The organism is Bacillus sp. FSL M8-0077 (assembly GCF_038050255.1).
Lineage (GTDB): Bacteria > Bacillota > Bacilli > Bacillales > Bacillaceae > Bacillus > Bacillus altitudinis.
Window position 1 is genome coordinate 130,852 of sequence record NZ_JBBPAF010000001.1, and the last position, 20,351, is coordinate 151,202.

Below are 20,351 nucleotides of genomic sequence, written 5' to 3' on the forward strand. Positions count from 1 at the left end.
ACTAGGGTATAACCCGAAGATTAAAAGGGAGGTAGGCCCCTTGCTAGATGTGAACAATTTTGAGTATATGAACATCGGTCTCGCATCACCTGATAAAATCCGTTCTTGGTCTTTTGGTGAAGTGAAAAAGCCTGAAACGATTAACTATCGTACACTGAAACCGGAAAAAGATGGTCTCTTTTGTGAACGTATCTTCGGACCGCAAAAAGACTGGGAATGTCATTGTGGAAAGTATAAACGCGTTCGTTATAAGGGTGTTGTATGTGACCGTTGTGGTGTAGAAGTAACACGGGCAAAAGTCCGTCGTGAGAGAATGGGGCATATCGAACTGGCTGCCCCAGTTTCCCACATTTGGTATTTCAAAGGTATCCCAAGCCGTATGGGTCTTGTTCTAGATATGTCACCACGTGCGTTAGAAGAAGTGATTTACTTCGCTTCTTACGTCGTGACTGATCCGGGCAACACACCGCTTGAGAAGAAACAACTTCTTTCTGAGAAAGAATTCCGTGCTTATTTAGATAAATACGGTAACACCTTCCAAGCAGCTATGGGTGCAGAAGCAATTAACAAACTTCTTCAAGATATCGATCTTGTGAAAGAAGTAGATACACTCAAAGAAGAGCTGAAAACAGCTCAAGGACAGCGTCGTACACGTGCGATCAAACGCCTTGAAGTGTTGGAAGCTTTCCGTAACTCAGGAAACAAACCGTCTTGGATGATCCTTGATGTGCTTCCGGTTATTCCACCAGAATTACGTCCAATGGTTCAGCTTGATGGCGGACGTTTTGCTACTTCTGACTTGAACGACCTTTATCGTCGTGTCATCAACCGTAACAATCGTCTGAAACGTTTATTAGATCTTGGCGCGCCAAGCATCATCGTACAGAACGAGAAGCGTATGCTTCAAGAAGCTGTCGATGCCTTGATTGATAATGGACGTAGAGGCCGACCAGTAACAGGACCAGGAAATAGACCATTGAAATCTCTTTCTCACATGCTGAAAGGGAAACAAGGACGTTTCCGTCAAAACTTGCTTGGTAAACGTGTTGACTATTCTGGACGTTCCGTTATCGTCGTTGGACCACATTTGAAAATGTATCAGTGTGGACTTCCGAAAGAAATGGCTCTTGAACTATTCAAACCATTCGTGATGAAGGAGCTTGTTGAAAAAGGATTAGCTCACAACATTAAGAGCGCGAAACGTAAGATTGAGCGCGTGCAGCCGGAAGTTTGGGATGTTTTAGAATCAGTAATTCGTGAGCATCCAGTTTTACTAAACCGTGCACCAACTCTTCACAGACTTGGTATTCAAGCGTTTGAACCTACACTTGTGGAAGGACGCGCAATTCGTCTGCATCCACTTGTATGTACTGCCTACAACGCTGACTTTGATGGTGACCAAATGGCGGTTCACGTACCATTATCTGCTGAAGCTCAAGCTGAAGCTCGTATCTTAATGCTTGCTGCTCAAAACATTTTGAACCCGAAAGATGGAAAACCTGTTGTTACGCCATCTCAGGATATGGTGCTAGGTAACTACTACCTTACACTTGAACGTAAAGGTGCTATCGGAGAAGGTATGGTCTTCAAAGATACGAACGAAGCCCTTCTAGCTTATCAAAATGGGTATGTGCATCTTCATACACGTGTAGCTGTTGCAGCTAACTCGTTGAAAAATGTGACATTCACTGATGAACAGCGTTCTAAATTGTTGATTACAACAGTTGGAAAACTAATCTTTAACGAAATCTTACCGGAATCATTCCCTTACATGAATGAGCCGACAAAGAGCAATATTGAAGAAAAAACGCCTGACCGCTTCTTCCTTGAAAAAGGTGAAGATGTCAAAGCTGCGATCGAGAAACAAGAAATCAATGCGCCGTTCAAAAAAGGTATTTTAGGTAAAATCATTGCGGAAATCTTTAAGAGATTCCATATCACTGAGACATCTAAAATGCTTGACCGCATGAAAAATCTTGGTTTCAAATACTCTACTAAAGCGGGTATTACGGTTGGGGTGTCTGATATCGTCGTATTAGATGATAAACAGAAGATCCTCGAAGAAGCGCAAGCAAAAGTAGATAACGTCATGAAGCAATTCAGACGTGGTTTGATTACAGAAGAAGAGCGTTATGAGAGAGTCATTTCAATCTGGAGTTCTTCTAAAGATGTCATCCAAGGTAAACTGATGAAGTCCCTTGATGAAGTCAACCCAATCTACATGATGAGTGACTCTGGAGCGCGTGGTAACGCATCTAACTTCACTCAGCTGGCTGGTATGCGTGGTCTGATGGCCAACCCGGCTGGACGTATCATTGAACTTCCGATTAAATCTAGTTTCCGTGAAGGTTTAACAGTATTGGAATACTTTATTTCCACTCACGGAGCGCGTAAAGGTCTTGCCGATACAGCTCTTAAAACAGCTGACTCAGGTTACCTCACGCGTCGTCTCGTTGACGTTGCGCAGGATGTTATCATCCGTGAAACAGATTGCGGTACAGACCGTGGAATCTTGGCGAAGTCCATTAAAGAAGGAAATGAAATTATTGAGAAACTTGAAGAACGTCTTATCGGACGTTTTGCAAGAAAACCAATTGTTCATCCTGAAACGGGCGAAGTCATTGTTGGCGAAAACGAACTAATTGATGAAGATAAAGCACTTGAAGTAGTTGAAGCAGGAATCGAGGAAGTATGGATCCGTTCTGCATTTACATGTAACACGCCTCATGGTGTATGTAAACGATGCTACGGCCGTAACCTTGCAACTGGTACTGACGTTGAAGTCGGTGAAGCAGTTGGAATCATCGCTGCACAATCGATCGGTGAGCCAGGAACACAGCTTACAATGCGTACGTTCCACACCGGTGGGGTAGCAGGAGACGATATCACTCAAGGTTTACCTCGTATCCAAGAGTTATTTGAAGCGCGTAATCCGAAAGGGCAGGCAACCATTTCTGAAATTGATGGTGTCGTTGCTGAAATTAACGATGTTCGTGACAAGCAACAGGAAATTGTGGTTCAAGGCGAAGTTGAAACTCGCTCTTACACAGCTCCTTACAATGCACGTCTGAAAGTTGTTGAAGGTGACAAAGTCACTCGTGGTCAAGTACTGACAGAAGGTTCAATCGATCCGAAAGAACTTCTTAAAGTGACTGATATGACAGCTGTTCAAGAATATCTGCTTCATGAAGTACAAAAAGTATACCGTATGCAAGGGGTAGAGATCGGAGATAAGCACGTAGAAGTAATGGTTCGCCAAATGCTTCGTAAAGTGCGTGTCGCTGATGCAGGGGATACAGATGTATTACCAGGCACACTTCTTGATGTACACCAATTCACAGAAGCGAACAAAAAAGTACTATTCGAAGGCAAACGTCCTGCAACAGGCCGTCCAGTTCTTCTTGGTATCACAAAAGCATCGCTTGAAACAGACTCATTCTTGTCTGCAGCATCCTTCCAAGAAACGACTCGTGTCCTAACAGATGCGGCGATCAAAGGAAAACGTGATGAACTGCTTGGCTTGAAAGAGAATGTCATCATCGGTAAACTTGTTCCTGCTGGAACTGGAATGCCAAACTACCGTAAAGTTAAGCCGGTTTCACAAGTGCAGCCGTCTGACGATATGGTTCCTGTAGAGTAATCTTTCTCTTAAGATTTCTATAAAAATCATCAAAAAATGGTGAAGGATGTCAAGATTATCTGTCAAACGATATTGACATCCTTCTGCCATGATGATAATATAACCAAGGTGCTCAAAATAAAACCTGTTACTTTGGAGGATATTCGATGTCTTATGATAAAGTATCACAGGCTCAATCCATTATTATTGGTACGAAGCAAACAGTAAAAGCTCTGAAACGAGATTCAGTGAAGGAAATCGTCGTAGCGAAAGATGCTGATCCTACTTTAACTGCTAGTGTAATGAAACTAGCGCAAGAGAAGGGTGTAGACATTTTAGTGGTAGATTCCATGAAAAAGCTCGGCAAGGCCTGCGGAATTGAAGTTGGGGCAGCAGCTGTTGCCATTATGTTATAGCGTACTTGTTTTGTTTTTGCATGCTTAAAATGCAAAAGCATTGTTTTTTGCCTTTTGATGAACCACCTGGGTATGTGGGTTATAAAAAAAGTAATGAAGGGAGGAATAACAACATGCCTACAATTAATCAGCTAATACGCAAAGGACGCGTGAGTAAAGTTGAAAACTCAAAGTCTCCTGCACTTAACAAAGGATACAACAGTTTCAAAAAAGAGCACACTAACGTAACATCTCCACAGAAGCGCGGGGTTTGTACTCGTGTCGGTACAATGACACCGAAAAAACCAAACTCAGCACTACGTAAATATGCTCGTGTACGTTTGTCTAACCTGATTGAGGTAACAGCTTACATTCCTGGTATCGGACATAACCTACAAGAGCACAGTGTAGTACTTATCCGTGGCGGACGTGTAAAAGACTTACCGGGTGTACGTTACCACATCGTTCGTGGTGCGCTTGATACTGCCGGAGTTGACGGTCGTATGCAAGGACGTTCTAAATACGGAACAAAACGCCCTAAACAAAGCAAATAATATAAACAAACATAAGGGTTTTTAGAAGTTGAGTTCAGATCAGTGGAGTCAGGCAGCTGACAATGAAATTGAGATGAAAGACAGATAGAAATCCTTTTAAAAGAGAAGGGAGGCTATTCAGATGCCACGTAAAGGTCCTGTAGCAAAAAGAGACGTTTTGCCAGATCCAATTTACAATTCTAAACTTGTATCTCGTTTGATCAACAAAATGATGATCGACGGTAAAAGAGGAAAGTCACAAACTATTCTCTACAAGTCATTTGATATCATCAAAGAACGTACTGGTAATGAAGCGATGGAGGTTTTCGAACAAGCCTTGAAAAACATCATGCCAGTTCTTGAAGTTAAAGCACGTCGTGTAGGTGGAGCTAACTACCAAGTTCCTGTAGAAGTTCGCCCAGATCGTCGTACGACTTTAGGTCTTCGCTGGTTAGTAAACTACGCTCGTCTTCGTGGAGAAAAAACGATGGAAGAGCGTCTTGCTAACGAAATCCTTGACGCAGCTAACAACACTGGTGCTGCTGTTAAGAAACGTGAAGATACACACAAAATGGCAGAAGCGAACAAAGCATTCGCTCACTACCGCTGGTAGGATTTATACCAAACTAAAAAAACTATTCCCTAATAAGGAAGGAGAAATTACCCAATGGCAAGAGAGTTCTCCTTAGACAAAACTCGTAATATTGGTATCATGGCTCACATCGATGCCGGTAAAACGACAACGACTGAGCGTATCTTGTACTACACTGGTCGTATCCATAAAATTGGTGAAACTCACGAAGGAGCTTCACAAATGGACTGGATGGAGCAGGAGCAAGAACGTGGTATTACAATCACTTCTGCTGCTACTACAGCACAATGGAAAGGTTACCGTGTAAACATCATTGATACACCAGGACACGTAGACTTCACTGTTGAAGTTGAACGTTCTTTGCGTGTACTTGATGGTGCGGTTGCTGTTCTTGATGCACAATCAGGTGTAGAGCCTCAAACTGAAACAGTTTGGCGCCAAGCAACAACTTACGGAGTACCTCGTATCGTATTCGTTAACAAAATGGATAAAACCGGTGCGGACTTCCTATACTCTGTAAGCACATTAAGAGATCGTCTTCAAGCGAACGCTCATGCAATTCAATTGCCGATCGGCGCTGAAGATCAATTCGAAGGAATCATCGACCTTGTAGAAAACGTAGCATACTTCTACGAAGATGACCTTGGAACTCGCTCTGATGCACAAGAAATCCCTGCTGAGTATAAAGACAAAGCTGAAGAGCTTCGCAGCAGCTTAATCGAAGCTGTCGCTGAGCTTGATGAAGAGCTTATGGAAAAATACCTTGAGGGTGAAGAAATCACAATTCCTGAATTGAAAGCTGCAATCCGTAAAGGAACGTTGAATGTTGAATTCTACCCAGTTCTTGTTGGATCTGCTTTCAAAAACAAAGGTGTTCAGCTTGTACTTGACGCTGTGCTTGACTACCTTCCTGCACCAACTGATGTTGCTGCAATCAAAGGTACATTGCCAGATACAAATGAAGAAGTTGTACGTGAGTCTACTGATGACGCACCATTCGCAGCTCTTGCATTTAAAGTTATGACTGACCCTTATGTTGGGAAACTAACTTTCTTCCGCGTATACTCTGGAACACTTGATTCTGGTTCTTACGTGAAGAACTCTTCTAAGAACAAGCGTGAGCGTGTTGGACGTATCCTTCAAATGCACGCAAATAGCCGTGAAGAAATCTCTACTGTATATGCAGGGGATATCGCAGCAGCTGTTGGTCTTAAAGATACATCTACTGGTGATACTCTTTGTGACGAGAAAAATCTTGTTATCCTTGAGTCTATGGAATTCCCAGAGCCAGTTATCGATGTAGCAATCGAGCCTAAATCTAAGGCTGACCAAGATAAAATGGGTATCGCTTTAGCTAAACTAGCTGAAGAGGATCCAACATTCCGTACACAAACAAACACTGAAACTGGTCAAACGATCATCTCTGGTATGGGTGAGCTTCACCTTGATATCATTGTTGACCGTATGAAGCGTGAGTTCAAGGTTGAAGCTAACGTAGGAGCTCCTCAAGTTGCGTACCGTGAAACATTCCGTTCTAGCGCAAAAGTTGAAGGTAAATTCGTACGTCAGTCTGGTGGACGCGGTCAGTTCGGACACGTTTGGATCGAATTCGAACCAAACGAAGAAGGCGCAGGCTTCGAATTCACAAATGCAATCGTCGGTGGGGTTGTTCCACGTGAATACATTCCAGCAATTCAAGCAGGTCTTGAAGATTCACTAGAAAATGGTGTATTAGCTGGATTCCCATTAATCGACATCAAAGCAAAATTATTCGATGGATCTTACCACGATGTTGACTCTAACGAAATGGCGTTTAAAATTGCTGCATCTATGGCATTGAAAAATGCTGTCAGCAAATGTAACCCAGTTCTACTTGAGCCAATGATGAAAGTGGAAGTCGTTATCCCAGAAGAATACATGGGAGACATCATGGGTGATATCACATCTCGTCGTGGACGTGTAGAAGGTATGGAAGCTCGCGGTAACGCTCAAGTTGTTCGCGCTATGGTTCCACTTTCTGAAATGTTCGGATATGCAACTGCACTCCGTTCTAACACACAAGGACGCGGTACTTTCACTATGCACATGGATCACTACGAAGAAGTGCCTAAGAGCATCAGTGAAGAAATCATCAAAAAAAATAAAGGTGAATAATTGATTTTGCCTTTAAACTAAAGTATAACTACTATTGAAGATCAGAAAGTGGGAGGTAACTCTTCACTTTCTATCACTCATACCAAATACAATGAACCTTTAAGGAGGATTTTTAGAATGGCTAAAGAAAAATTCGACCGTTCCAAATCGCATGCTAACATTGGTACAATTGGACACGTTGACCATGGTAAAACAACTCTAACTGCTGCTATCTCAACAGTTCTTCATAAGAAATCTGGTAAAGGTACAGCTATGGCTTATGACCAAATCGATGGTGCTCCAGAAGAGCGCGAGCGTGGAATCACAATCTCAACTGCACACGTTGAGTACGAAACTGAAACTCGTCACTATGCACACGTAGACTGCCCAGGACACGCTGACTATGTTAAAAACATGATCACTGGTGCTGCTCAAATGGACGGCGCGATCTTAGTAGTATCTGCTGCTGATGGTCCAATGCCACAAACACGTGAGCACATCCTACTTTCTCGTAACGTAGGTGTTCCATACATCGTAGTATTCCTTAACAAATGTGACATGGTTGACGATGAAGAGTTACTTGAACTTGTTGAAATGGAAGTTCGTGACCTTCTTTCTGACTATGACTTCCCTGGTGATGATGTACCAGTTATCAAAGGTTCTGCTCTTAAAGCTCTTGAAGGTGATGCTGATTACGAAGCAAAAATCTTCGAACTTATGGATGCGGTTGATGAGTACATCCCAACTCCAGAGCGTGACACTGAGAAGCCATTTATGATGCCAGTTGAGGACGTATTCTCAATCACTGGTCGTGGAACAGTTGCTACTGGTCGTGTTGAGCGTGGACAAGTTAAAGTCGGTGACGAAGTTGAAATCATCGGTCTTCAAGAAGAAAACGGTAAAACAACTGTTACAGGTGTTGAAATGTTCCGTAAACTTCTTGACTATGCTGAAGCTGGTGACAACATCGGTGCACTACTTCGTGGTGTATCTCGTGAAGATATCCAACGTGGTCAAGTACTTGCTAAACCAGGTACAATCACTCCACATAGCCGTTTCAAAGCTGAAGTTTATGTACTTTCTAAAGAAGAGGGTGGACGTCATACTCCATTCTTCACTAACTACCGTCCGCAGTTCTACTTCCGTACAACTGACGTAACTGGTATCGTACATCTTCCAGAAGGTACTGAAATGGTAATGCCTGGCGATAACACTGAGATGGAAGTTGAACTTATCTCTACTATCGCTATCGAAGAAGGAACTCGTTTCTCTATCCGTGAGGGTGGACGTACTGTAGGTTCTGGCGTCGTTTCTACTATCATTAAGTAATAACTGATAAAAGAGACTCCTTGCAAAAGGGTCTCTTTTTTTGCTTTTCCAGTGCATAACGGCTACTATAAGCTATAGAATCTAAATGGAACCGAGAGGATCACTGGAATGGCGAAGACAATGTTGAAAAAGTGGCTGATTGGCGGGCTTGATCAATGGATTATGATAAAAGAAGATCAAGCAGAAAAAACAAAACCTGTTTTATTATTTTTACACGGTGGCCCTGGCTCAGCTCAAATGAGTTATATTGATTCCTTTCATAAGGAACTTGATCAAGACTTCACTGTTGTCCATTGGGACCAGCGCGGTGCAGGACTGTCTTATCAAAAAAACATTCCTGAGTCTTCTATGACCATTGGGCAATTCGTAGAGGATACGATTGAGCTTACAGAAAAACTGCTTTCTTATACTGATGAAGCGAAAATATACATTGCAGGTTATTCATGGGGATCATTAATTGCGATACAAGCTGTACATAAACGCCCAGATTTGTATCATGCCTATTATGGAATTAGTCAGGTGGTTGATGTATTAAAAGAGGATATTGTGTCGTACGAACTTCTCCTTAAAAAGTATCAAGGAAAGCATTTCTTCACTCGATGTCTAAGATTGCTGACACCACCCCCTTGGAAACGCACCTCTGCTCATGCTTTGTTCTCTCTATATAAAGAGTTCGCAAAAGTAGGGCTCACGCATAGGTGGAAGCCAATTTTTCAAATGCTGTTTGCATTTCTCGTTAGTAAGCATTATCAGCTAGTAGATAAGTGGAAATTCCTTATGGGACAGAAGTATAGCCAGGATATGCTGTGGGATGAGCTGATGAACGAAAGCATTCAATACCGAGTTTCTTCTATATTAATACCCTGCTACTTTATCATTGGGGAACATGACATGATTACACCAGCTGCTGTATCAAAACCATATGTTGATCAACTTACAGCACCAATAAAAGAATGGTTTACTTTTAATGAATCTGCGCATTCTCCGCATATTGAAGAGCCAGAAAAATTTATTCGTATCGTCAGGAAGACAGCTACACATCATCTTCAGGGAAAGCTTGATTTATAGGCTGAACCCCTGTATAATATGAAAAGTGTGCAAATCATAAATTTATCCGATTTATTATTGCAACACGCAGGCCAATTTGGTACAATAGTGCATGTTGGTCTTTGACTGCGATGAAGTGAGAGGTTGCTGACACACCCGGCCGCTTTGCCATGGCAAGGTGATCAGGTTTTTCTCACGGAGAACTGTCTAACGTAAGTAGGCGAAAAGGAGGGAAAATAATGGCAAAACAAAAAATTCGTATTCGTTTAAAAGCATATGATCATAGAATTCTTGATCAATCTGCTGAGAAGATTGTTGAAACGGCTAAGCGTTCTGGTGCTAGTGTATCTGGTCCAATCCCGCTTCCAACTGAAAAATCAGTTTACACAATCCTTCGTGCGGTGCATAAGTACAAAGATTCTCGTGAGCAATTTGAGATGCGTACTCACAAACGTCTAATCGACATCGTGAATCCAACTCCGCAAACAGTTGATGCACTTATGCGTTTAGATTTACCATCTGGTGTAGATATCGAAATCAAACTTTAATTCAAATAGAAAACACATATTATAGGAGGTGTGACTAATGACCAAAGGAATCTTAGGTAGAAAAATTGGTATGACGCAAGTATTCGCAGAAAACGGTGATCTTATCCCTGTAACTGTTGTTGAGGCTGCTGCTAACGTTGTTCTTCAAAAGAAGACTGTTGACACGGATGGCTATGAAGCAATCCAAATCGGTTTTGATGACAAACGTGAAAAGCTTTCTAACAAACCAGAGAAAGGCCACGTTGCTAAAGCGGAAACTGCTCCTAAGCGCTTCGTAAAAGAATTACGCGGTGCGGAGTTAGATGCGTATGAAGTTGGTCAGGAAGTCAAAGTTGATATTTTCGCAAATGGAGATATCGTAGATGTAACAGGAACATCAAAAGGTAAAGGATTCCAAGGGGCTATCAAACGCCACGGACAATCACGCGGACCAATGACTCACGGTTCACGTTATCACCGTCGTCCTGGTTCAATGGGACCTGTTGATCCAAACCGAGTATTCAAAGGTAAACTTCTTCCAGGTCGTATGGGCGGAGAGCAAATCACTGTCCAAAACCTTGAGATCGTTAAAGTTGATGCAGAACGCAATCTTCTATTGATCAAAGGTAACGTACCAGGAGCTAAAAAATCTCTAGTAACTGTAAAGAGTGCAGTTAAATCTAAATAACTCTCTTAGGAAAGGAGGAAACAAGTCATGCCAAAAGTAGCATTATTTAACCAAAACGGTTCTACTAACGGTGAAATCGAATTAAACGCTTCTGTGTTTGGTATCGAGCCAAACGAAAGCGTAGTATTCGATGCTATTCTTATGCAAAGAGCTTCCTTACGTCAAGGAACTCACAAAGTAAAAACTCGTTCTGAAGTACGTGGCGGAGGTCGTAAACCTTGGAGACAGAAGGGTACAGGTCGTGCTCGTCAAGGTTCTATCCGTTCACCACAATGGCGCGGAGGCGGTATCGTATTCGGTCCAACACCACGCAGCTATTCTTATAAATTACCTAAAAAAGTTCGCCGCTTGGCTATCAAGTCAGTATTGTCTTCTAAAGTAATCGACAACAACATCATCGTTCTTGAAGATCTTACTCTTGATGCAGTGAAAACGAAAGAATTCGCAGGCATCCTTAAAGGGTTATCTGTTGAGAAGAAAGCGTTGATCGTCACTGCGGATGCAAACGAAACAGTTGCTTTATCTGCTCGTAACATCCCTGGAGTAACAGTTGTTGAAGCTAACGGTATCAACGTTCTTGACGTTGTCAACCACGACAAACTTCTGATCACTAAAGCAGCGGTTGAAAAAGTAGAGGAGGGACTTGCATAATGAAAGATCCTCGTGATGTTCTAAAGCGCCCTATCATTACTGAACGTTCTGCTGATCTAATGACAGAGAAGAAGTACACGTTCGAAGTTGATATCAGAGCTAACAAGACAGAAGTGAAAGACGCTGTTGAAGAAATCTTTGGAGTGAAAGTTGAGAAAGTCAACGTTCAAAACTACAAAGGAAAATCTAAACGCGTTGGACGCTACACTGGTATGACTAGCCGTCGCAGAAAAGCGATTGTGAAATTAACTGCTGACAGCAAAGAAATCGAAATTTTTGAAGCGTAAATCTTAAAAAGAAGGAGGGAAATTCAAAATGGCGATTAAAAAGTATAAACCAACCAGTAATGGTCGTCGTGGCATGACTACTTCAGATTTTGCTGAAATCACGACTGACAAACCAGAAAAATCGTTGCTTGCACCGCTTCACAGAAAAGGCGGACGTAACAACCAAGGTAGATTGACTGTTCGTCATCAAGGTGGCGGTCATAAACGTCAATACCGTATCATCGACTTTAAGCGTGATAAAGACGGTATACCTGGACGCGTTGCTACAATCGAGTATGATCCAAACCGTTCAGCGAACATCGCTCTTGTAAACTATGCAGATGGTGAGAAACGTTATATTCTTGCTCCGAAAGGAATCCAAGTTGGTACTGAAGTTACTTCTGGACCAGAATCTGACATCAAACCAGGTAACGCTCTTCCACTTATCAACATCCCAGTTGGTACAGTTGTGCATAACATTGAATTAAAACCAGGTAAAGGTGGACAATTAGTTCGTTCTGCTGGTACTTCTGCTCAAGTTCTAGGTAAAGAAGGTAAATACGTTCTTGTACGTTTGAACTCTGGTGAAGTACGCATGATCCTTTCTGCTTGCCGTGCGACTATCGGTCAAGTTGGAAACGAACAACACGAACTAATCAACATCGGTAAAGCTGGACGTTCTCGCTGGAAAGGCGTACGCCCAACAGTTCGTGGTTCTGTAATGAACCCTAACGATCACCCACACGGCGGTGGTGAAGGACGCGCTCCAATCGGACGTAAATCACCAATGTCTCCATGGGGTAAACCGACTCTTGGATTCAAGACTCGTAAGAAAACCAACAAGTCTGATAAATTCATTGTACGTCGTCGTAAAAACAAGTAACGGGGTTGTCTACGGTTCATTTAGGACCGTAGTTCAATCACGAAGGGAGGTTCCACAATGGCTCGCAGCTTAAAAAAAGGACCATTTGTTGATGATCATTTGATGGCTAAAGTCGAGAAATTGAATGAAACTGACAAAAAGCAAGTCGTAAAAACTTGGTCTCGTCGTTCTACAATTTTCCCACAATTCATCGGTCACACAATCGCTGTCTATGACGGACGCAAACATGTACCTGTTTTCATTTCTGAAGATATGGTAGGTCACAAATTGGGCGAATTCGCACCAAGCCGTACTTACAAAGGTCATGCTAGTGACGATAAAAAAACAAGACGCTAATGAGAGGAGGCTTTTAAATGCAAGCTAAAGCTGTCGCAAGAACAGTCCGTATTGCTCCTCGTAAAGCACGTCTAGTAATGGACCTGATCCGAGGTAAGCAAGTAGGAGAAGCAGTTTCTATCTTAAACCTTACACCTAAGGCTGCTTCACCAATTATTGAAAAAGTATTAAAATCTGCTATCGCAAATGCTGAGCACAACTACGAGTTGGACGCTAACAGCCTAGTGATTACTCAAGCATTCGTTGACGAAGGTCCAACACTTAAGAGATTCCGTCCACGTGCTATGGGTCGTGCGAGCGCAATTAACAAACGTACTAGCCACATTACAATCGTTGTATCAGAAAAGAAGGAGGGATAATCCGTGGGTCAAAAGGTAAATCCAGTAGGTCTTCGTATTGGCGTCATTCGTGATTGGGAATCTAAATGGTTCGCAGGAAAAGATTACGCTGACTTCTTACATGAAGACTTGAAAATCCGTGAATTCATCAGCAAGCGTTTGTCTGACGCGTCTGTTTCTAAAGTAGAAATCGAACGTGCTGCAAACCGCGTAAATATCACAATCCACACGGCTAAACCAGGTATGGTAATTGGTAAAGGCGGATCTGAAGTTGAAGCACTTCGTAAAGCTCTTAACAGCCTAACTGGCAAACGTGTACACATCAACATTCTTGAAATCAAGAGAGCAGATCTTGATGCTCAGCTAGTTGCTGAAAACATCGCTCGTCAACTTGAAAATCGTATTTCATTCCGTCGTGCACAAAAACAAACAATCCAACGCACAATGCGTGCTGGAGCACAAGGAATCAAAACAATGGTTTCTGGTCGTCTTGGCGGTGCAGATATTGCTCGTTCTGAATATTACAGTGAAGGTACTGTTCCATTGCACACACTTCGTGCTGACATCGACTATGCTACTGCTGAAGCTGATACTACTTATGGTAAGCTTGGCGTAAAAGTATGGATCTACCGTGGAGAAGTCCTTCCAACTAAGAAGAATACTGCGGAAGGAGGAAAATAATATGTTATTGCCAAAACGCGTGAAGTATCGTAGAGAACATCGTGGAAAAATGCGTGGTCGTGCAAAAGGCGGTACTGAAGTACATTTCGGTGAGTTCGGTATCCAAGCTCTTGAAGCTTCTTGGATCACTAACCGTCAAATCGAAGCTGCTCGTATTGCTATGACTCGTTACATGAAACGTGGCGGTAAAGTTTGGATCAAAATTTTCCCTTCTAAGCCATACACAGCTAAACCTCTAGAGGTCCGCATGGGTTCCGGTAAAGGTGCTCCAGAAGGCTGGGTAGCTGTAGTAAAACCGGGCAAAGTTTTATTTGAAATTTCTGGTGTGTCTGAAGAAGTTGCTCGTGAAGCTCTTCGTCTTGCATCTCACAAGTTGCCAATTAAAACGAAGTTCGTAAAACGTGAAGAAATTGGTGGTGAATCAAATGAAAGCTAATGAAATTCGTGACCTTACCACTGCTGAAATTGAACAAAAAGTAAAGTCTCTTAAAGAAGAACTTTTCAATCTTCGTTTCCAATTAGCGACTGGGCAGCTTGAAAACACTGCTCGCATTCGTGAAGTGCGTAAATCAATCGCACGCATGAAAACTGTGATTCGTCAAAGAGAAATCGCTGCTAATAAATAATAATTAGAGGGGAGGCCCCGCAAACATGAGCGAACGTAACCAACGTAAAGTGTATCAAGGTCGTGTTGTTTCTGACAAAATGGATAAAACCATCACTGTTGTAGTTGAAACATACAAAAAGCATTCACTTTATGGCAAACGTGTAAGATACTCTAAAAAGTTCAAAGCACATGATGAAAACAACCAAGCAAAAATCGGAGACATCGTAAAGGTCATGGAAACTCGTCCATTATCTGCGACTAAACGCTTTCGTCTAGTTGAAGTTGTCGAAGAAGCTGTTATTATCTAATAAAGTTCGGATTTCTTTTTCCGAAGGGAGGTAACATTAATGATTCAACAGGAGACTCGTTTAAAAGTAGCTGACAACTCTGGCGCACGCGAAGTACTAACGATTAAAGTTCTTGGTGGCTCTGGACGTAAGACGGCTAACATCGGTGATGTCATTGTTTGTACGGTTAAACAAGCAACACCAGGAGGCGTTGTCAAAAAAGGTGAAGTTGTGAAAGCAGTTATCGTTCGTACAAAGAGCGGAGCTCGCAGAAACGATGGATCTTACATCAGTTTTGATGAAAATGCATGTGTCATCATCCGTGACGACAAGAGCCCACGTGGAACTCGTATCTTCGGACCAGTAGCACGTGAACTTCGTGACAACAACTATATGAAAATTGTTTCTCTAGCACCAGAAGTACTTTAATGAATACAATCCGCGACTCAAGGAGGTGCGATTAAATGCATGTTAAAAAGGGCGATAAAGTAGTGGTTATCTCTGGTAAAGATAAAGGTAAACAAGGTGTCATCCTTGCTGCTTTCCCTAAAAAGGAACGTGTTTTAGTAGAAGGTATTAACCTTGTGAAAAAACACTCTAAACCAACCCAAGCTAACCCTCAAGGCGGAATTTCTGAACAAGAAGCGCCGATCCACGTATCAAACGTAATGCCGCTTGATCCTAAAACGGGTGAAGTGACACGTGTTGGGTATAAAGTTGAGGACGGAAAGAAAGTCCGTGTAGCGAAAAAATCTGGGCAAGTTCTAGATAAATAGTAAATAAGGAAGGGAGGTCTTTCTCATGAACCGCCTTAAAGAAAAGTATGTAAAAGAAATTACACCTGCATTAGTTTCTAAGTTTGAATACAAATCAGTAATGCAAGTGCCAAAAATCGAAAAAATCGTGATCAACATGGGTGTTGGTGACGCCGTTCAAAACGCTAAAGCAATCGATACTGCTGTTGAAGAATTAACGTTTATCGCTGGTCAAAAACCTGTCGTTACTCGTGCGAAGAAGTCTATTGCTGGATTCCGTCTACGTGAAGGAATGCCAATCGGTGCGAAAGTAACACTTCGCGGAGAGCGCATGTATGATTTCCTTGATAAACTTATTTCTGTATCTTTACCACGTGTACGTGACTTCCGCGGGATTTCTAAGAAATCTTTCGACGGTCGTGGAAACTACACGCTTGGTATTAAAGAACAGTTAATCTTCCCAGAAATTGATTACGATAAAGTAACAAAAGTCCGCGGTATGGATATCGTTATCGTTACGACTGCCAATACGGACGAAGAAGCACGTGAGTTATTAACTCAAGTAGGTATGCCGTTCCAGAAATAATCAATGAAAGGGAGGCGAAATCGTGGCTAAAAAGTCTATGATTGCGAAACAACAACGCAAACAAAAGTTTAAAGTTCAAGAGTATACGCGCTGCGAACGTTGTGGACGTCCACATTCAGTAATTCGCAAGTTTAAACTTTGCCGTATTTGTTTCCGCGAACTTGCATATAAAGGACAAATTCCTGGCGTTAAAAAAGCCAGCTGGTAATCCCCATAAATGGGAAGGAGGTTATTAAATAATGGTTATGACAGATCCGATTGCAGATTTGCTGACTCGTATTCGCAATGCGAACATGGTACGTCATGAGAAGCTAGAAGTACCGGCTTCAAAAATCAAAAGAGAAATTGCTGAAATCTTAAAGCGTGAAGGTTTTATCCGTGACGTTGAGTACGTCGAAGACAGCAAACAAGGAATTATCCGTTTGTTCCTTAAATACGGCCAAAACAACGAACGTGTTATCACTGGTCTTAAAAGAATCAGTAAACCTGGTTTACGCGTATATGCGAAATCAAATGAAGTACCACGTGTACTTAACGGACTTGGAATCGCAATTATTTCTACATCACAAGGTGTTTTATCGGACAAAGAAGCCCGTGCTAAACAAGCTGGTGGAGAAGTACTTGCTTACGTATGGTAAAAAAAGTTTAAGATGAATGGAGGTGCTTGGCATGTCTCGTATAGGTAAAAAGCTAATCGAGATCCCTTCAGGAGTAACTGTGACAAACAACGATAACACAGTGACAGTAAAGGGACCAAAAGGTGAACTAACTCGTGCATTTCACCCTGATATGGAAATTAAAATTGAGGACAACGTCTTAACTGTAAGCCGTCCGTCTGAAAATAAAGAACACCGTGCATTACATGGTACAACACGTAGCTTAATTGCAAACATGGTTGAAGGTGTATCTAAAGGTTTCGAAAGAGGTTTAGAACTAATCGGTGTCGGTTACCGTGCAGCTAAATCTGGAAACAAACTTGTTCTTAACGTTGGATACTCTCACCCAGTTGAAATCGTTCCTGAGGCTGGAGTTGAAGTAGAAGTTCCATCTCAAACGAAAGTAATCGTTAAAGGTATCGATAAAGAGCGTGTGGGAGCTCTAGCTTCTAACATCCGCGCTGTCCGTTCTCCAGAGCCTTACAAAGGTAAAGGAATTCGTTACGAAGGTGAATTCGTTCGCCGTAAAGAAGGAAAAACTGGTAAGTAAGATCGCTTAATGTGAAGAAAGGAGTGACTCGGATGATTACGAAAACTAGCAAAAACGCTACTCGTCTTAAAAGACACGCTCGTGTTCGTGCGAAACTTTCAGGTACTGCTGAAAGACCTCGCCTAAACGTTTTCCGTTCTAACAAGAACATCTACGCTCAAGTAATTGATGATGTTAACGGTGTAACACTTGTAAGTGCTTCTACTCTTGATAAAGAGTTAAAGATCGAGAATAGTTCTGACGCTGCAGCTGCTACTAAAGTTGGCGAACTTGTTGCAAAACGTGCTGTTGAAAAAGGCATCTCTAACGTGGTATTTGACCGCGGAGGATACTTATATCATGGACGTGTAAAAGCTCTAGCTGAAGCTGCTCGTGAGGCTGGACTTAAATTTTAATAAAAGAAGGAGGGACACATCCGAATGAGTCGTATTGACCCAAGCAAATTAGAGTTAGAAGAACGCTTAGTTACGGTTAACCGGGTAGCGAAAGTTGTTAAAGGTGGACGTCGTTTCCGTTTTGCAGCTTTAGTTGTTGTCGGTGACAAAAACGGTCATGTAGGATTCGGTACTGGTAAAGCACAAGAAGTACCAGAAGCGATCCGCAAAGCTGTTGAAGACGCGAAAAAGAATTTAATTGAAGTACCAATGGTTGGAACTACAATTCCACATGAAATCATCGGTCGATTCGGTGCAGGAAACGTTCTATTGAAGCCTGCTTCAGAAGGTACAGGAGTTATCGCTGGAGGCCCAGTGCGTGCGGTACTTGAGCTTGCTGGTCTAGCTGATATCCTTTCTAAATCTCTAGGTTCTAATACACCGATCAACATGATCCGCGCAACACTTCAAGGTTTAAGTGAACTTAAACGTGCTGAAGATGTAGCGAAGCTTCGTGGAAAATCTGTAGAAGACCTGTTAGGATAAGGAGGGAACAATAATGGCAAATAAATTAGAAATTACCCTCAAACGCAGTGTAATCGGTCGCCCAGAAGATCAGCGTGTCACTGTTCGTACTCTTGGTCTAAAGAAAACAAACCAAACAGTCGTACATGAAGACAATGCAGCGATCCGCGGCATGATTAACAAGGTGTCTCATTTAGTTTCTGTTAAAGAACAATAAAACATTTTTAATCGATAAGGAGGTGCCCAAATGAAACTTCATGAATTGAAGCCTTCAGAAGGTTCACGTAAAGTACGCAACCGTGTTGGTCGTGGTATTGGATCAGGTAACGGTAAAACTTCTGGTAAAGGTCATAAAGGTCAAAACGCTCGTTCTGGCGGCGGTGTACGCCCTGGATTCGAAGGTGGTCAAATGCCTTTATTCCAACGCCTTCCAAAACGTGGTTTTACAAACATCAACCGTAAAGATTACGCGGTAATCAACTTAGACAGATTAAACAGTTTTGACGAAGGAACGGAAGTCACTCCTGAACTTCTTCTAGAGACTGGTGCAATAAGCAAGTTAAAAGCAGGAGTAAAAATTCTTGGCAACGGTAAATTAGAAAAAAAATTAACTGTAAAAGCCAATAAATTCTCTGCTTCTGCTAAAGAAGCGATTGAAGCTGCTGGCGGTACAGCCGAGGTGATCTAACTTGTTTAAGACAATCTCCAATTTTATGCGCGTGAAAGATATACGGAATAAGATTATATTTACACTTTTAATGTTAGTCGTCTTTCGTATAGGTGCTTTCATCCCTGTGCCTAATGTGAACGCCGAAGTTCTCCAGGCACAGGATCAAATGAGTGTTTTCGGAATCCTCAACACGTTTGGGGGCGGGGCACTTTTCCAATTCTCCATTCTTGCAATGGGGATTATGCCGTATATCACTGCTTCGATCATCATCCAGCTCTTGCAGATGGATGTTGTACCGAAGTTTACTGAGTGGTCAAAGCAAGGAGAGGTTGGCCGCCGAAAATTAGCACAATTCACAAGGTATTTTACAATTGTTCTAGGATTTATCCAGGCGTTAGGAATGTCATATGGATTTAACAATATGGCAGGAGGCTTGCTGATTGAAAACCCAGGTGTTTCAACGTATCTCTTAATTGCGGTCGTACTCACTGCGGGAACAGCATTTTTAATGTGGCTGGGAGAGCAGATTACTGCTCACGGTGTTGGTAACGGTATTTCGATTATTATCTTTGCCGGTATCATCGCAGGTATCCCTCAAACATTAAAGCAAGTGTACGCTCAGCAATTTGTAGGTGGAGATGGACAGCTGTTCATGCAAATCCTGAAAATTGCCCTTATTGTGATTGCTATTCTTGTCATTGTTATCGGTGTTATTTACATTCAAATGGCAGTGAGAAAGATTGCGATTCAATATTCAAAAGGAACTGGCCGTGCACAAATGTCTGCTAGTCAAGCAACGCACCTTCCATTGAAAGTGAATCCAGCAGGGGTGATTCCAGTCATCTTTGCCGTTTCGTTCATTATTACTCCGCAGACGATCGCATCGTTCTTCGGAACAAATAATGTGACAACCTGGATAACTAACAACTTTGACTATACTAAGCCAATCGGTATGACGATTTATGTAGCACTGATTGTTGCTTTCACATATTTTTATGCCTTTGTCCAAGTAAACCCTGAACAAATGGCTGAAAATCTGCAAAAGCAGGGTGGCTATATCCCGGGAGTTCGTCCAGGGAAAATGACTCAAGATAGAATTACGAGCATTTTGTACCGACTCACGTTTGTGGGCGCCATTTTCTTAGCCGTGATTTCAATACTTCCTATCTTTTTCATTCAATTCGCTGGATTACCTTCCGCTGCACAAATTGGCGGCACAAGTCTTCTCATTGTTGTAGGTGTTGCACTTGAAACAATGAAACAGCTTGAAAGCCAATTAGTGAAACGAAACTACCGTGGATTTATGAAATAAAACAGAGGGCT

29 protein-coding genes are annotated in these 20,351 nt (G+C 42.2%); all 29 read left to right on the plus strand.

The genetic code is table 11. The annotated features are described in order from the left end of the window. The first annotated feature begins 40 nt into the window (after nt 1-40). The 29 genes from rpoC to secY all read left to right on the plus strand — a co-directional run bounded on the left by rpoC (nt 41) and on the right by secY (nt 20,340). Complete coding sequence (gene rpoC / locus NST57_RS00700) at nt 41-3,640, plus strand: DNA-directed RNA polymerase subunit beta' (protein WP_007496298.1); 3,600 nt, start codon at nt 41-43, stop codon at nt 3,638-3,640. A gap of 146 nt (nt 3,641-3,786) precedes the next feature. Beyond that, on the plus strand, nt 3,787-4,035 hold the full coding sequence (locus tag NST57_RS00705) for a 50S ribosomal protein L7ae-like protein (RefSeq protein ID WP_034323232.1): 249 nt from the start codon (nt 3,787-3,789) through the stop codon (nt 4,033-4,035). 113 nt (nt 4,036-4,148) lie between these two features. Further along, nucleotides 4,149-4,568: a 30S ribosomal protein S12 gene (rpsL, locus tag NST57_RS00710; RefSeq protein WP_003216962.1), complete on the plus strand. Its 420-nt coding sequence runs from the start codon at nt 4,149-4,151 to the stop codon at nt 4,566-4,568. 121 nt (nt 4,569-4,689) lie between these two features. Next, nucleotides 4,690-5,160 carry a 30S ribosomal protein S7 gene (gene rpsG / locus NST57_RS00715; protein ID WP_003216884.1) on the plus strand — a complete coding sequence of 157 codons (471 nt, stop codon included), beginning with the start codon at nt 4,690-4,692 and terminating at the stop codon, nt 5,158-5,160. A gap of 54 nt (nt 5,161-5,214) precedes the next feature. Then, nucleotides 5,215-7,293, plus strand: a complete 2,079-nt coding sequence (fusA, locus tag NST57_RS00720; RefSeq protein ID WP_007496301.1) for an elongation factor G — start codon at nt 5,215-5,217, stop codon at nt 7,291-7,293. A 117-nt stretch (nt 7,294-7,410) separates the two neighbouring features. Continuing rightward, nucleotides 7,411-8,601 (plus strand): elongation factor Tu, encoded by a 1,191-nt coding sequence (gene tuf / locus NST57_RS00725; RefSeq protein WP_007496302.1) that lies wholly within the window; start codon nt 7,411-7,413, stop codon nt 8,599-8,601. 108 nt (nt 8,602-8,709) lie between these two features. Further along, entirely contained in the window at nt 8,710-9,669 is a 960-nt protein-coding gene (locus NST57_RS00730; RefSeq protein ID WP_341297832.1) for an alpha/beta fold hydrolase, read from the plus strand. A gap of 218 nt (nt 9,670-9,887) precedes the next feature. Further along, nucleotides 9,888-10,196, plus strand: a complete 309-nt coding sequence (gene rpsJ / locus NST57_RS00735; RefSeq protein WP_003156464.1) for a 30S ribosomal protein S10 — start codon at nt 9,888-9,890, stop codon at nt 10,194-10,196. Nucleotides 10,197-10,233: 37 nt separating this feature from the next. Beyond that, nucleotides 10,234-10,863, plus strand: coding sequence for a 50S ribosomal protein L3 (gene rplC / locus NST57_RS00740; RefSeq protein WP_024425597.1), 630 nt, complete (start codon nt 10,234-10,236; stop codon nt 10,861-10,863). 27 nt (nt 10,864-10,890) lie between these two features. Then, entirely contained in the window at nt 10,891-11,514 is a 624-nt protein-coding gene (gene rplD, locus NST57_RS00745) for a 50S ribosomal protein L4 (protein WP_007496312.1), read from the plus strand. Then, nucleotides 11,514-11,801: a 50S ribosomal protein L23 gene (gene rplW / locus NST57_RS00750; protein ID WP_008356532.1), complete on the plus strand. Its 288-nt coding sequence runs from the start codon at nt 11,514-11,516 to the stop codon at nt 11,799-11,801. The genes rplD and rplW overlap by 1 nt, the downstream gene beginning before the upstream one ends. A gap of 28 nt (nt 11,802-11,829) precedes the next feature. After that, a complete protein-coding gene (gene rplB, locus NST57_RS00755) occupies nt 11,830-12,663 on the plus strand; it encodes a 50S ribosomal protein L2 (RefSeq protein ID WP_142153613.1) in 834 nt (277 codons plus the stop codon). A gap of 57 nt (nt 12,664-12,720) precedes the next feature. Beyond that, nucleotides 12,721-12,999 carry a 30S ribosomal protein S19 gene (rpsS, locus tag NST57_RS00760; RefSeq protein WP_003216920.1) on the plus strand — a complete coding sequence of 93 codons (279 nt, stop codon included), beginning with the start codon at nt 12,721-12,723 and terminating at the stop codon, nt 12,997-12,999. Between the two features lie 17 nt (nt 13,000-13,016). Next, nucleotides 13,017-13,358 carry a 50S ribosomal protein L22 gene (rplV, locus tag NST57_RS00765; protein ID WP_007496316.1) on the plus strand — a complete coding sequence of 114 codons (342 nt, stop codon included), beginning with the start codon at nt 13,017-13,019 and terminating at the stop codon, nt 13,356-13,358. Nucleotides 13,359-13,361: 3 nt separating this feature from the next. Next, complete coding sequence (gene rpsC / locus NST57_RS00770) at nt 13,362-14,018, plus strand: 30S ribosomal protein S3 (RefSeq protein WP_003217241.1); 657 nt, start codon at nt 13,362-13,364, stop codon at nt 14,016-14,018. Between the two features lies 1 nt (nt 14,019). Beyond that, nucleotides 14,020-14,454, plus strand: coding sequence for a 50S ribosomal protein L16 (rplP, locus tag NST57_RS00775; RefSeq protein WP_003225801.1), 435 nt, complete (start codon nt 14,020-14,022; stop codon nt 14,452-14,454). After that, complete coding sequence (gene rpmC / locus NST57_RS00780; RefSeq protein ID WP_003217155.1) at nt 14,444-14,644, plus strand: 50S ribosomal protein L29; 201 nt, start codon at nt 14,444-14,446, stop codon at nt 14,642-14,644. Before rplP ends, rpmC begins: the two co-directional genes overlap by 11 nt. A gap of 25 nt (nt 14,645-14,669) precedes the next feature. After that, entirely contained in the window at nt 14,670-14,933 is a 264-nt protein-coding gene (gene rpsQ / locus NST57_RS00785) for a 30S ribosomal protein S17 (RefSeq protein WP_003216906.1), read from the plus strand. 39 nt (nt 14,934-14,972) lie between these two features. Then, nucleotides 14,973-15,341, plus strand: a complete 369-nt coding sequence (gene rplN / locus NST57_RS00790; protein WP_012008706.1) for a 50S ribosomal protein L14 — start codon at nt 14,973-14,975, stop codon at nt 15,339-15,341. 35 nt (nt 15,342-15,376) lie between these two features. Beyond that, on the plus strand, nt 15,377-15,688 hold the full coding sequence (rplX, locus tag NST57_RS00795) for a 50S ribosomal protein L24 (RefSeq protein WP_008356538.1): 312 nt from the start codon (nt 15,377-15,379) through the stop codon (nt 15,686-15,688). A 25-nt stretch (nt 15,689-15,713) separates the two neighbouring features. Continuing rightward, nucleotides 15,714-16,253, plus strand: a complete 540-nt coding sequence (gene rplE, locus NST57_RS00800) for a 50S ribosomal protein L5 (RefSeq protein ID WP_003217159.1) — start codon at nt 15,714-15,716, stop codon at nt 16,251-16,253. Nucleotides 16,254-16,275: 22 nt separating this feature from the next. Further along, a complete protein-coding gene (gene rpsN / locus NST57_RS00805; protein ID WP_008356542.1) occupies nt 16,276-16,461 on the plus strand; it encodes a 30S ribosomal protein S14 in 186 nt (61 codons plus the stop codon). 31 nt (nt 16,462-16,492) lie between these two features. Beyond that, entirely contained in the window at nt 16,493-16,891 is a 399-nt protein-coding gene (gene rpsH / locus NST57_RS00810) for a 30S ribosomal protein S8 (protein ID WP_007496327.1), read from the plus strand. A gap of 31 nt (nt 16,892-16,922) precedes the next feature. After that, entirely contained in the window at nt 16,923-17,459 is a 537-nt protein-coding gene (gene rplF / locus NST57_RS00815) for a 50S ribosomal protein L6 (protein ID WP_142153615.1), read from the plus strand. Nucleotides 17,460-17,491: 32 nt separating this feature from the next. Beyond that, complete coding sequence (gene rplR, locus NST57_RS00820; protein ID WP_003216951.1) at nt 17,492-17,854, plus strand: 50S ribosomal protein L18; 363 nt, start codon at nt 17,492-17,494, stop codon at nt 17,852-17,854. A gap of 24 nt (nt 17,855-17,878) precedes the next feature. Next, entirely contained in the window at nt 17,879-18,379 is a 501-nt protein-coding gene (gene rpsE / locus NST57_RS00825; RefSeq protein ID WP_007496332.1) for a 30S ribosomal protein S5, read from the plus strand. A gap of 13 nt (nt 18,380-18,392) precedes the next feature. Next, on the plus strand, nt 18,393-18,575 hold the full coding sequence (gene rpmD / locus NST57_RS00830; RefSeq protein WP_003217067.1) for a 50S ribosomal protein L30: 183 nt from the start codon (nt 18,393-18,395) through the stop codon (nt 18,573-18,575). Nucleotides 18,576-18,605: 30 nt separating this feature from the next. Continuing rightward, nucleotides 18,606-19,046: a 50S ribosomal protein L15 gene (gene rplO, locus NST57_RS00835; RefSeq protein WP_003216888.1), complete on the plus strand. Its 441-nt coding sequence runs from the start codon at nt 18,606-18,608 to the stop codon at nt 19,044-19,046. 1 nt (nt 19,047) lies between these two features. Then, nucleotides 19,048-20,340, plus strand: coding sequence for a preprotein translocase subunit SecY (gene secY / locus NST57_RS00840; protein ID WP_142153617.1), 1,293 nt, complete (start codon nt 19,048-19,050; stop codon nt 20,338-20,340). Nucleotides 20,341-20,351: the final 11 nt, after the last annotated feature.